This window comes from Paenibacillus sp. VT-400 (assembly GCF_001029205.1).
In the GTDB taxonomy this organism is placed as follows: domain Bacteria; phylum Bacillota; class Bacilli; order Paenibacillales; family Paenibacillaceae; genus Paenibacillus; species Paenibacillus amylolyticus.
Genome location: NZ_LELF01000067.1, coordinates 3,232,405 through 3,244,266, shown reverse-complemented (window position 1 = coordinate 3,244,266; position 11,862 = coordinate 3,232,405). Strand labels below are relative to the sequence as shown.

The following is an 11,862-nucleotide window of genomic DNA, read 5'->3' as shown; positions in this document are numbered from 1 at the left end:
TGGCATCATTAACACGTATGAATAGAAAATAACGAAGCAGGTAAAGAGATCGGATCATAGGATTCGGTCTCTTTATTTTTTGTGAAAAGAGATTATATAAGTTTAACTATTGATTTACACGATAACGGAGAGGACAGAAAAAACTGAAAAAGCGAAGCGTTCGCCTTTATCACCGGATTTTCCCTTTAGAAAAGGGAATCGAAAAAATCTGGGGATAACAGCGATTAGAAGGTTAATCTGTCATCGGAGTGTCAGTGTAAATAATCTTTAGTTCAACTTATATAGAACGGACCCGCTTTCTTTAAATAGGCATATAAACATTTTGTTAATGTCGTATTGACAATATTGAATCCGTTTGTTATCATTTCGATAATATCAAAACGACAATATTAAGAAATGGGGAATGAGCCATGTTTGGATTCCGATTTGCGAAGTTTCAACCCAGTGAATATGTCATGAAAGTGAAAAATGGTGAGGTACAACGTCAAGGTGTCGGATTGTCCTTCTATTATTATGAGCCGACCACATCGGTAGTGGTTCTACCCGTATCCTCGGTGGATGTACCGTTCATGTTCGAAGAGATTACAGCGGACTATCAGACGGTTACTGTGCAGGGGCAATTAAGCTATCGAATTGTGGATTATTTGAAAATAACCCAGAGCCTGAATTACACGTACAATTTGCGCAAGAATCGGTATATTTCCGACGACCCCGGCAAGCTGGATCAACGGGTGATCACCACAGCGAAAGTACTGACCAAGAAACATCTGGAACAAATGCCGCTGAAAGAAGCTATTCAATCCAGTGAACGTCTGGCTAGCAGCATGAAACGAGAAGTTGTGCAAAGTGAAGAATTGGAGAAACTGGGCGTTGAGTTGATGAGTCTATCGATACTTGCCATTCTGCCTAATAAAGAGACGATGCGTGCATTGGAAGCACAAGCGCGGGAAGAGATTTTGCGTCAGGCAGATGAAGCGCTCTATGTACGTCGCAATGCCTCCATTGAACAGGAAAGACGAGTGAAAGAGAATGAACTGAACACCGAAATTGCCATAGAGACGAAGAAACAGCAGATTCGTGAGACCCAATTGCAGGCTGAGCGCTCGGTGAAACAGAAACAAAATGAGATGGAGCAGGAGCAGCTTCAGTTCAATACAGCGATGGAGGAACGGAAGCAGCAACTGATTGAGTTAACCATTGCCAATCACAATGCCGAAGCAGATGCCAAAGCCTATGAGATTGCTGCCGTAATGAATTCATTGCAAAATGTACAGCCGAATGTACTGCAAGCAATGGCGAACATGGGCATGAATTCTGATAAGCTGATCGCACTTGCGTTCCAGGAACTGGCTGAAAATGCGGGCAAGATTGGGCAACTTAATATCTCGCCAGATCTGTTGCAGGGATTGATGTCTCCTGCGCCGGGCCGAGATCAGGGAGGACGAGCGAGATGAGATTAGGAAGAAGAGAGCAAGCGGAGCAGGCAGGGAAATCAAGACGTCAGCAGCCTGCGGCAGATGATCGGATGAGCGAACACAAGCTGATTCTGGTGAAGCGCCGGACCCGACTGGAGGAACTGGTAGTTCGATATAACACGGTGCAGCAAGCTCAGTTCTATATTGAACGTCTGGGCGCAGACTTCAGTGATTATATGGAGGAAGACCGTCGTTATCGACAATCCGTGCAGCAGGCACAGCAGCAGATGGGACAATTGGGCCGCGTTCAGACGATTGATCGGGAACATGTACCCAATTTTATCTTTGGAGAGCAAGATATCGTGGTCGTGGTTGGACAGGATGGGCTTGTGGCCAATACCCTCAAATACGTAACCGAGCAGCCGCTCATCGGTGTGAATCCGGACCCGATGCGTTGGGATGGGGTATTATTACCTTTTACCGTGGAGGATCTCAGCTTCATTGTTCCTGATGTCATTCGAAAGCAACGAACCTTGAAAGAAGTCACTCTCGCCAAAGTTGAACTCAATGATGGACAGTATCTATATGGTGTGAATGATCTGTTCATTGGTCGGAAGACGCATGTATCGGCTCGTTATGAAGTGCGTTTGGGTTCATCCACAGAACAACAATCTTCTAGTGGCATCATTGTATCCACAGGCATGGGATCGACAGGCTGGTTCAAAAGTGTGCTGGCCGGAGCCACCGGAATTGTAGGGTCCGGTGCATGGCAGAACATGAATTCTGAAGCAGAGGTCGCTACAGCATCGGCATCCATTCATGGGAGCAGGCAAGAGCTGAATCATTTTAACTGGGATGCGCCGTACTTATATTTTTCAGTACGTGAACCTTTTCCGAGCCGAACGACTGCGGTCAATCTCGTGTTTGGGCAGATCCATTCAAAACAACCACTGCACATTGTATCCCAGATGCCAGAGGATGGTGTTATTTTCAGCGATGGGGTCGAGCAGGACTTTCTTGAGTTTAACTCAGGGGTGGAAGCCATCATTGGGTTGGCAGAGAAGAGAGGGCGTCTCGTGGTCTAAAGCTTTATTTTCAAGCCGTTTCCGACTAAAATGGGTAACTAGATGTGATACACTGACGTCAGGAAACGGAAAGAGGGTTAACGATGCAGTCGATATTGTTGGTTGAAGATGATGCCAAGCTAGCAGGATTGCTGGCGGCTTATCTGACCCGAAATGGATTCCAGGTACAGGTCACAGATGATTTTCGTCATGTATTGGATGAATTCGTGAAGATGGAACCGGATCTGGTGCTGATGGATGTGAACTTGCCTCAATATGATGGCTACTATTGGTGCAGACAGATACGCACACATTCCATATGTCCCATTTTATTCATATCGGCTCGTGATAGTGGTATGGATCAGATTATGGCATTGGAACATGGAGCGGATGATTATATTACAAAACCTTTTCAATATGAAGTCGTTCTTGCCAAAGTCCGTAGTCAGCTGCGCCGAGCCTATGGTTCTTACGCTGCTGTTCAACAGGAAGTGAAGGTGAAGAACGGTCCCATGATCCTTTATCCTGAGCGATTTGTATTGGAATATGATGAGCGTTCTACCGAGCTAACACAGAAGGAAGCGATACTGGTGGAAGCGCTGATGGCGAAGGCAGGGCGAGTTGTCAGCCGAGAAAAATTGTTAGAACAAATGTGGGAAGATCAGCATTTTATTGATGATAATACGTTGAATGTCTATATTACACGTGTTCGCCGGAAGTTGAAGGAGCTGGGTGCAGAAGAGATTTTGGAGACGGTTCGCGGAGCGGGTTATCGTGTGTTGGATCTGGAATCGTCCTCACAGGGGAAAGGGAAATGAGACTGTTCCTGAAAGACCACCAGATGTTAGTTGGATTTTATGTGTTACAGATGCTGCTGGTTCCGTGTGTGTACTGGCTCTCTGGTGAGGGCCGTCCGATGAAGATTGTTCTCTATGGCATGTTGATCAGTACTGTTGTGCTGTTGGTCTATCTGATCATACGTTACTTCCAGCTGCGAGCGTATTATCGTCTGCTTGAACAACCACGAAAACTGGTAAACGAACCTTTCCAAACGCTTGGAAATTCGGTCGTGGCGGAAGCCATCCAGCAATTGTTACATGAACTGGAGCGTAATCGGCAGAACGAGATGGGGCAGTTACGTACTAGCAAGGAACAGCAGGTGGTATTCATGAATCGCTGGGTTCATCAGATGAAGACCCCGTTGTCCATTATCCAACTGACCTTGGAAGATGTAGAAGATGAGACGGCGGGCAGTATTCAGGATGAGCTGGATAAGCTGCGCAAAGGACTTGAAATGGTCTTGCATTCATCAAGGCTTGAACAGTTTGAAGGGGATTTTCGTGTGGAGCTGTTGTCTTTGCAAGAAGTGCTTCGGAGTAGCATTGCAGAGAACCGACGTTTGTTTATTCGCAGAGGCATTACACCGGATATTCGTATGGAGGGTGACCTTCAGATATACAGTGATTCCAAGTGGCTGCGGTTCATGTTCACCCAGATTTTGACCAATGCCGTGAACTATTCCGATAGCAAATCAGGCAAAAAAGTGATCATTACAGGCTATAAGCAGGAAGAGCGTACAATCCTGGACATTCAGGATGAGGGAATCGGCATCTCGTCCGAAGATATTCATCGCGTGTTTAATCCCTATTTTACAGGCGAACGGGGCAGACAATATCACGAATCTACTGGAATGGGATTATATCTGGTTCGTGAGATCAGTGCCCGACTGGATAACCGTGTGGAGTTGTTTTCGGAGCCAAATGAGGGAACGTTGGTCAGATTCAGCTGGATTCATTCGAAATATCCGAAGTAAAGAGCGCTTTGCCCATGGGCGAGGTGCTTTTTTTTAATGCACAGAACTGTGATAGAGGAGGCAGGGGAACAAAACCTTAAACGCGTTGTAAGAGAAGTTTAAGGTAATTCGATAGCACCGTTAGGGGAGGTCGGTTAGGATAAGAATAGAATTAACGTATAAAGAATGATGGATTAGGAGGGAATTACGAATGGAAATGTTACAGGTATCGGGACTGAACAAAGTATATCAGGGCAAAGTGCAGACTCAAGCCCTTAGTGATATTCATCTGACAATCAAGCAAGGTGAGTTTGTGGGTATTATGGGCCCGTCGGGCAGTGGCAAAACTACATTGTTAAACATGGTCTCCACCATTGATGAACCCAGCTCGGGCAAGGTGCTGATTAATGGCATGAACCCGTTTGATATGAAAAAGAAAGAACTTGCCATGTTCCGACGTCGGGAACTCGGATTTGTCTTTCAGGATTTCAATCTGTTGGACACGCTGACTGTTGCTGAGAATATTGTACTTCCATTGACACTGGACAAGGTCAAACTGAAGGAGATGGAGAGCAGACTACATCGCATTACAGCGAAGCTCGGGATTGATCATATTCTGGATAAACGAGTCTACGAAATTTCGGGCGGACAGCGACAACGGACAGCCATTGCGAGATCCATGATCAATATGCCTTCGATTGTTTTGGCGGATGAACCCACCGGTGCCCTGGATTCTACGTCATCCCAAGCGGTCATGGAGTCACTTGAACAGATGAACCAGCAGGAGAAAACGACCATTATGTTGGTCACACATGACCCGCTTGCTGCAAGTTATTGCAACCGCATCGTGTTCATTAAGGACGGAAAGCTGGCAGCCGAGGTACACCGTGGAGATAATAGACAGACGTTTTTCCAGCGGATCATTGATACTTTATCCTTCTGGGGAGGGAATTCACATGAGCTTTCCTCAGTTCGCGTTTAACAATATTCGCCGGAATGGGCGAGCATATATTGCTTTTTTTCTAAGTAGTGTGTTTATGGTCATGATATTCTTCGCTTATGCGGTGTTCATTTATCATCCGTATGTGACAGAGTTACCGATGGGTGACACAACCGCTACGGGAATGCAGATCGCTTCAATTATCGTATATGTGTTTGCATTTTTCTTTGTTATGTATTCCATCAGTGCTTTTCTCAAATCACGGAATAAAGAGTTTGGCATTCTGACCATACTTGGTGCAGAACCCGCACAGATTCGGAGATTGGTCATTCTGGAGAATATGTTGATCGGCTGCCTGTCCATTATTGCCGGTATCGGCGGAGGTATGTTGTTGTCCAAGTTGTTCCTGATGTTAACTACTCGTTTTATCGGGATGGATGATCTGCCCTTTTATTTTCCCGTGAAAGCGATTCTGATTACGATTGGAGCCTTTCTGTTATTATTTTTCTGCATTTCACTCTTCACATTGTTTTTTATCGGAAATAAACGGACGTTAGAACTTCTAACGGGAACCAACAAACCTAAAAAAGAGCCCAAAGCTTCATGGTTCTTCTCACTTCTGGGTTTTGCATTACTTACAGTAGGTTTTGTGGTACTCCGTAACGGGTTAAATGGCGGAACAATCATGCTTGCAGCAGTAACAGGGATAGCCGGGACGTATTTTTTCTACTCACAACTTTCCGTGCTCATCATTCGTTTATTGAAGCGTAATCGCAAAACGGTATGGCATGGTACACGGCTGTTATGGATCTCAGAGATGAGTTACAAAATGAAGGATAATGCTCGCATGCTCTTCATGGTGACCGTAGTGATTGCGATTGCTTCAATGAGTGCAGTTGTAATTTTGTCACTGGATCAGGAGAACCGGGAGCAGTTTACAAACAACGATTTTGCAATTCAATACAACGTATTCAGACCAACAGAGCAATTGGATATGAGTGCTATTGATTCGAAACTTGAAGCCGCAGGCTTGGATTATCAGCAAGTCTATATTGAATATTTCTGGTCTAATGCAGATCAGAGTGCAGTCTCGGTTATGCCGCTTAGTCAATACAACCAATACAATCTGACACAAGGGAGAAAGATGTTCGAATTGGATACCGGGTCCGCTGTATTTGTGGATACCCGCAATGAGAAGGGTCAGGATCAGATAAAGCGCAACAGATTTCGTAATTATGCGAAGGGAGACAAGTTGACGTTGAGTCTGAATGCTAGTCCGTTGGAAGTTAGGGTTACGGATACAGATATCGATCCACAGTTTGGAACTCTACTCTATGCTACAAGTGTAGTTGTCCTACCGGATGAGAAGTATGAAGAGATTGCCCAACAGATCAAAGATAATATGATATCTGGTAAATATCTGTATCAGATCCCTGCATGGGGTCATGCTGTACCTGATCGCCACTCTTCGGAAGCCATGGTTAGCGATCAGCTTCTATCCTCCGCGGATTCCATCCGAAGCAGCAACGCTTCAACGGATAACCAGTCTGGATATCTGAGTACGCGGTACGATGATTTTGAAAGATTCAGACAGGGTACAGCACTCTTTACCTTCCTGGGCATATTTATCGGATTAATCTTCTCCATCTCTTCTGCAAGCTTTCTGTATTTCAGACTGCATACCGATCTTGAAGCGGATGGAAGGATGGTGCATTCTCTTTCGAAAATGGGTCTCAGTTTCCAGGAAATGAAACGATCATCCACCGTTCAGATTGCTATTCTGTTCTTTTTACCGATCGGGGTAGCTATCATTGAAACTTTGGTCGTAGTTAAGCCATTCCTGACTGAATTCGGTATTACCAATTATACGATGCCGGTGTTGACTGTATTTGGTGCCTTTGTACTTGCACAGACGTTTTATTTCATCATTATACGTTCGAGATATATCGCTTCTCTGCGCAAAATGATGGTTTAATCATCCAGAAACGAATGATCATATGGATCGACCATGATATGTTCATTTGCCCGTATTTCTTGATTCAGATCAAGGAAATGCGGGCTTTCTTGCGATAAGATGAATGTATTCACAGATTACATTATCGAGGAGGACGATTATGATGACTATCACGTCATTGCAAGAAGTTAAAGCATTCAGCGAGGAGCGTTTTACGAAACGAGTTTTATTCCAACAGGGTGGTGGAGTGACCTTTGTACTTCATTTTCTGCCAGGTCAGCAGCTTCCTGTTCATAATCATCCGGGCACAGATGTTATTTTGCTGGTGGTCGAAGGCACAGGTACACTTATTCTGGATGGAAAAGAACAAGCGGTGAAACAAGAGGATGTGATCCATTGTGGCGGTGAGGTCGAGTTCGCATTCCAAAATACAGGAGATCAGGAGGTTCGTTTGTTCGTGGTGTTAAACAAAGTGCCAGCAGTATCGTATGCCAAGGACATCTAACATCTAACATCTAATATCAAGGAATCGATAGAATGATTCACTGATCGGTACTAATATAAGGGAAACTCTATTCTGGAGTTTCCTTATTTATATTTTTTATTCAAGAATGCCTTGACCAAGTGTGGTTCTCATAGCAAACAAAAAGCATACCTGGGTCTGAGAGTATCAGATCTTAAGTACGCTTTTTCGTATTCCGGCAGCAATTTGTTCATTCATCCGGTCACTGTTCATTCTGCCTAGAAGTATCCCAGCATTTCCTTGGCTTCATTCGACATCAGCTGTGGAGACCATTGTGGCTCCCACACGACTTGAACATCAATATCGGTCTTATTTGTATTTTCCTGCAAAACCCATTTCACCGCACCAACAATTGTATCATGCAGCGGGCAACCTGGTGTAGTCAGCGTCATTCGTACATGAACCCGTTCAGACTCTTCCCTTACTTCATACACCAGACCCAGGTCAACGATATTGACACCTAATTCAGGGTCATACACTTCCTTAAGACATTCCAGCAAATGCGTGGTTTGTTCCATCATGTTCACTCTCCAGTCCATTTTATTAACATTAACGTCTGAATACCAAAGCAATATTTGTTATATAAACGATGGAGACAAGAGACAGTATCGTTCCTCCAACCATCATGACCTCAGCCAGATTAATCAGAATTCCACTGACAAGCAAAAGGCTTCCAGCGATCATGGCGAGCATACCCCAATTGACATACCGTTCACTCAGCATACCTGCCATCAGCGGTGTTCCGGGTCTGCCGGCCTGTTTGCCATATTTGTGGGTCCACCATAGAAAAGGCACGATTTTGGAAGCATATCCTAGTATGGTGAGGGACACCCAGCCCCCGAGATATACCCATCCAGACAGCAGAACAACACGTGGATGGAGCAGCAGTTCAGCCCCTTGCGAAGAATAGATCAGTAGGGCAACAGCATATACAGCAAACGCACGACTTACATAGACAGACCAGCGGATGCCCGGACCTGGGTTACTTTTGTGCCGTTTCTCCTGAATTTGCTCCAAGTGATACACATAGAAGAGAAGGGCTGCGGTTAGAAGTAAGAGCGCAAGCCAGAGCAATCCTCCCTTAATACCTGTCAGAAATGCGACAACACCTGTAACTACAGCTGCATTCCACAGAACCAAGACCACTTTTTGCAGTCGAATGGAATAATCGTGGGACAGGTAGAACATCGGAAGCATTTTGTAACTGAAGCCGGTAATTAACATGCCAAACCAGCCAAGTGTTCCCATCCAGATATGTGCACCGAATAAGCGTTCATGCAGACCATTCCAATCACCAAAGGCAAAATTCAGACCCATCAGCATACCGGAAAGCCCGGTTAGAACCAGATAAAGACAGGAACAAGCTGCACTGATCGTTACCGGATTCCACTGTGAGGCACGGATGAGGGTAACGGCCATATTCCATCCGAACAACAGAATGCCAGAGAGCGCGAGTGTAGCAGAACCCGCAATCCAGATCACATCTGCACGGATGAAGCCGTATAACATGCCCATGATCCCGATACTGAACAAGAAATAATGACAATAACCGAGCACCAGACTGTAGATATTCGATTGCAAAATAACATGTATCAACTGATAAACGGCACCCATAGCCAGCATGGTTGCCCACCCGAGCACAAACAGATGGGCATGAAACCAGCCTTCGGGTCCTCTGAGTTCCTCACCAAGCCAGCCTGTCAGCGAGAGCAGGGAGAATGCGTGATACATTACAAATCCAAAGATGCCCGTGATGATAAAAAGAAACGGCAACCTGGACATGGCCTTTGCCTCCTTACCCTTTTTCAATTCTCACTTTCGCCGTACCATCGGCTTGATCCTCAACCGTGAAGGGGCAACCGAGATTATTTAACTCTTCAATCAAGAAGACTGGCACACGGTCATTATGAATCAGTACGACTTCCCCAGGTTTGCAACGCTCCAGTGCGGCAAGTGTTCGTATCATGGGTTGTGGCGGTTCCAATCCGCGATTGTCCAGTATAACGTTGGGCGCCTGTAGAGATTCAAAGTTTTCAATCGCAACAGCTTGCTCCTCCGGATGGCCTTTGCATGAAGCTGATTCTTCGTCTGAACCGGGCTCAGAATCGACTTCCGATCCAGATAAAACTATTGCAGATAATGCTTTGGCATCGGTTTTATTTTTTTTGTGCACAAACGTGGTAACCCAGTGATCTGAACCTTTTCGTTCCGATGTGCTGGAGTATCCTTTCAGCTTGAGAATACCGAGCAGAGGCGTTGGTATGAATGGAGCATGGAGTACTAAGACATCTTCATGTTGAAGGCCTTTGACCGTGTCCATGATCAGTTGAAACGGCTCCAACTTTTTACTCAGATGAGGACGCACATCCAATTCAACAATATGGACATCAGATGGAGACATGTGCGTTCACATCCGATCCTGCACTAGCTACATCCGCCTGCTGTACCAACTGCAGAGATGATTCATACAGGGCGGTCATTCCACCGTACAGCGCATAGAAGAATGACTCCGGCGCATCGAGGGAGAAGGACAGATAGGCTTTGGGGTCCGTGCCGAGTACACGCTCAAATAGTCTTGCACTGTCATAGGCGTAAAAACAGAAATGAATGTATTCGAACACAGGCATTTTTTCGTAAATGGTGATAATCTCTTGCGCATATTCCGCTTGCTCACGCTGTGCCAATTGAACCATGGTTGTGGCGTCTTCCAGCCGCAGCGTGATGCGAAGTGTAGTATCGTCAATGATTTCAACGTGCGCCATAGCCGTTCAGCTCCAATCTATAATTTACTGATTTTGACTTGGAAGGTTGTAGGACCCTGCTCAATATACTCCCAGTTGAAGCCATCAGGATGTGTGGACTGGAATTGGAATCGAAGTGGCTTAGGATCGTGATCGTTAATAAGCAACATGGATTCCTGTGGTTGCAACTGATCAAACGTTTCGAAAATAACTTTATGTTTCAAATGCGGTGGATACTCCGTGGCATTAATGGTTGCTGCGTATGTGTTCATGTGTCATTCCTCCAAATGGGATAGTGTGGTGTTGCAATTTGATTATAGAAAACGTGAGGAGGAGGCTGTGTGAGCCTGCTCACACATTTTTTAATGTCATAGTCTCGCCTTATTTGAGTCAGAATCCTGTATGGAAATATTGCCATGGGCAAGCCAAAGCTAACAATATCCTGATACGCATATTGCTAATTGTGAATGCGAAAGAGACCTTAACATTGATTACGGTCGTTAAGGTCTCTTTGTGCACACACGTTTAATGTAATAGCGTAGGAGAAAACAGTGTAGCTGGGTGCAGGGTGGTCACGTATCCCTTTGTTGCTTCAAAGCTTGCAAATCATGAATGATGATCCGGCTGCGATCCACTTCGAGCAAATGCTCTTTTGTAAGCTGGTTTAAAAGCCGATTCGCTGTTTCCCTTGTAGTTCCAATGGAGTTGGCAAACTCCTGATGTGTCATGGGCAGGTTGATGATAATCTGGTCTCCATGCATTTGTCCGTGCTGATCTGCGAGCATAAGAAGGAAGGAAAGTACACGATTGCGTACATCCTGACCGGAGAGCACTTGCAATTTATCCTGTAATTCTCTTATTTTGTCACCGAGTACACGCATAATTTTGATCGCAATTGAAGGTGTGCTCAGCATTAATCGTTCGAAAAGTCGGACAGGTATGGCTAGTAGTTCGGTAGGGGTAATGGCTTCTGCGGTAGCCGGGTAAGGGTGCGCATTAAAAAAGCCGGTGTGTGGGAACATATCTCCTGTTTTGAGGAAAGAGACAATCTGTTCATGCCCGTTCTCATCGGTTTTATAGGCCTTTACAATGCCGGTACGGATGAAAAAGACAGCTTCTTTTTCGCTTCCTTCGCTGAAAATAACCGATTTCTTCTGAATGCTTCTGGAAATGGCGATATCTTCGACTTGCTTTAATTCCTCGGGGCTAAGGTCCTGGAAGATGGGGAACTGTTGTAGAAACTCCGCTGTTGTATCTTTGTTTACCCTACTCATGAGAATCTCTCCTCTCTGTGTTCATAGTTCTGAACGACGACATCATTTCATCATAGCGTGATTTTTGAACACATCAGGTGATATAGATCACCGTAAAGCCACATCACTGTTTTTGATTACTCAACCTGGGTTAATGGAATGATAGAATATGATTGAACA

Annotated in this window: 13 protein-coding genes; 7 read left to right on the top strand and 6 right to left on the bottom strand. The window is 45.2% G+C overall.

Going from position 1 to position 11,862, the window contains the following annotated elements:
* The first annotated feature begins 410 nt into the window (after window positions 1-410).
* From EL84_RS24875 to EL84_RS24845, 7 genes are all read left to right on the top strand, one after another.
* Complete coding sequence (locus EL84_RS24875) at window positions 411-1,454, top strand: SPFH domain-containing protein (RefSeq protein ID WP_036613328.1); 1,044 nt, start codon at window positions 411-413, stop codon at window positions 1,452-1,454.
* Between the two features lie 71 nt (window positions 1,455-1,525).
* A complete protein-coding gene (locus EL84_RS24870) occupies window positions 1,526-2,500 on the top strand; it encodes a sugar kinase (RefSeq protein WP_047844401.1) in 975 nt (324 codons plus the stop codon).
* 83 nt (window positions 2,501-2,583) lie between these two features.
* Window positions 2,584-3,297, top strand: coding sequence for a response regulator transcription factor (locus EL84_RS24865; protein ID WP_047843505.1), 714 nt, complete (start codon window positions 2,584-2,586; stop codon window positions 3,295-3,297).
* Complete coding sequence (locus tag EL84_RS24860; RefSeq protein ID WP_047843504.1) at window positions 3,294-4,292, top strand: sensor histidine kinase; 999 nt, start codon at window positions 3,294-3,296, stop codon at window positions 4,290-4,292. Before EL84_RS24865 ends, EL84_RS24860 begins: the two co-directional genes overlap by 4 nt.
* Window positions 4,293-4,482: 190 nt before the next feature.
* Window positions 4,483-5,253 carry an ABC transporter ATP-binding protein gene (locus EL84_RS24855; RefSeq protein WP_036613332.1) on the top strand — a complete coding sequence of 257 codons (771 nt, stop codon included), beginning with the start codon at window positions 4,483-4,485 and terminating at the stop codon, window positions 5,251-5,253.
* Complete coding sequence (locus tag EL84_RS24850; protein ID WP_047843503.1) at window positions 5,228-7,186, top strand: ABC transporter permease; 1,959 nt, start codon at window positions 5,228-5,230, stop codon at window positions 7,184-7,186. The genes EL84_RS24855 and EL84_RS24850 overlap by 26 nt, the downstream gene beginning before the upstream one ends.
* Window positions 7,187-7,325: 139 nt before the next feature.
* Complete coding sequence (locus tag EL84_RS24845) at window positions 7,326-7,670, top strand: cupin domain-containing protein (protein WP_321163450.1); 345 nt, start codon at window positions 7,326-7,328, stop codon at window positions 7,668-7,670.
* A 236-nt stretch (window positions 7,671-7,906) separates the two neighbouring features.
* Here the strand turns inward: EL84_RS24845 and EL84_RS24840 are convergent, their stop codons facing one another.
* The 6 genes from EL84_RS24840 to EL84_RS24815 form a co-directional block, all read right to left on the bottom strand.
* Window positions 7,907-8,206, bottom strand: coding sequence for a metal-sulfur cluster assembly factor (locus EL84_RS24840; RefSeq protein ID WP_047844400.1), 300 nt, complete (start codon window positions 8,204-8,206; stop codon window positions 7,907-7,909).
* Window positions 8,207-8,237: 31 nt separating this feature from the next.
* Window positions 8,238-9,470 (bottom strand): hypothetical protein, encoded by a 1,233-nt coding sequence (locus EL84_RS24835; RefSeq protein ID WP_047843501.1) that lies wholly within the window; start codon window positions 9,468-9,470, stop codon window positions 8,238-8,240.
* Between the two features lie 13 nt (window positions 9,471-9,483).
* Window positions 9,484-10,089 (bottom strand): DUF2249 domain-containing protein, encoded by a 606-nt coding sequence (locus EL84_RS24830; RefSeq protein ID WP_047843500.1) that lies wholly within the window; start codon window positions 10,087-10,089, stop codon window positions 9,484-9,486.
* Complete coding sequence (locus EL84_RS24825) at window positions 10,076-10,450, bottom strand: hypothetical protein (RefSeq protein WP_047843499.1); 375 nt, start codon at window positions 10,448-10,450, stop codon at window positions 10,076-10,078. Before EL84_RS24825 ends, EL84_RS24830 begins: the two co-directional genes overlap by 14 nt.
* 17 nt (window positions 10,451-10,467) lie before the next feature.
* A complete protein-coding gene (locus EL84_RS24820; RefSeq protein ID WP_036613358.1) occupies window positions 10,468-10,701 on the bottom strand; it encodes a DUF2249 domain-containing protein in 234 nt (77 codons plus the stop codon).
* A 300-nt stretch (window positions 10,702-11,001) separates the two neighbouring features.
* On the bottom strand, window positions 11,002-11,703 hold the full coding sequence (locus tag EL84_RS24815) for a Crp/Fnr family transcriptional regulator (RefSeq protein ID WP_047843498.1): 702 nt from the start codon (window positions 11,701-11,703) through the stop codon (window positions 11,002-11,004).
* Window positions 11,704-11,862: the final 159 nt, after the last annotated feature.

Bases quoted from the DNA above. Each gene is read 5' to 3' on its own strand.
- EL84_RS24875 (WP_036613328.1), top strand. From the start codon at position 411: ATGTTTGGATTCCGATTTGCGAAGTTTCAACCCAGTGAATATGTCATG.
- EL84_RS24870 (WP_047844401.1), top strand. From the start codon at position 1,526: ATGAGCGAACACAAGCTGATTCTGGTGAAGCGCCGGACCCGACTGGAG.
- EL84_RS24865 (WP_047843505.1), top strand. From the start codon at position 2,584: ATGCAGTCGATATTGTTGGTTGAAGATGATGCCAAGCTAGCAGGATTG.
- EL84_RS24860 (WP_047843504.1), top strand. From the start codon at position 3,294: ATGAGACTGTTCCTGAAAGACCACCAGATGTTAGTTGGATTTTATGTG.
- EL84_RS24855 (WP_036613332.1), top strand. From the start codon at position 4,483: ATGGAAATGTTACAGGTATCGGGACTGAACAAAGTATATCAGGGCAAA.
- EL84_RS24850 (WP_047843503.1), top strand. From the start codon at position 5,228: ATGAGCTTTCCTCAGTTCGCGTTTAACAATATTCGCCGGAATGGGCGA.
- EL84_RS24845 (WP_321163450.1), top strand. From the start codon at position 7,326: ATGATGACTATCACGTCATTGCAAGAAGTTAAAGCATTCAGCGAGGAG.
- EL84_RS24840 (WP_047844400.1), bottom strand. From the start codon at position 8,206: ATGGAACAAACCACGCATTTGCTGGAATGTCTTAAGGAAGTGTATGAC.
- EL84_RS24835 (WP_047843501.1), bottom strand. From the start codon at position 9,470: ATGTCCAGGTTGCCGTTTCTTTTTATCATCACGGGCATCTTTGGATTT.
- EL84_RS24830 (WP_047843500.1), bottom strand. From the start codon at position 10,089: ATGTCTCCATCTGATGTCCATATTGTTGAATTGGATGTGCGTCCTCAT.
- EL84_RS24825 (WP_047843499.1), bottom strand. From the start codon at position 10,450: ATGGCGCACGTTGAAATCATTGACGATACTACACTTCGCATCACGCTG.
- EL84_RS24820 (WP_036613358.1), bottom strand. From the start codon at position 10,701: ATGAACACATACGCAGCAACCATTAATGCCACGGAGTATCCACCGCAT.
- EL84_RS24815 (WP_047843498.1), bottom strand. From the start codon at position 11,703: ATGAGTAGGGTAAACAAAGATACAACAGCGGAGTTTCTACAACAGTTC.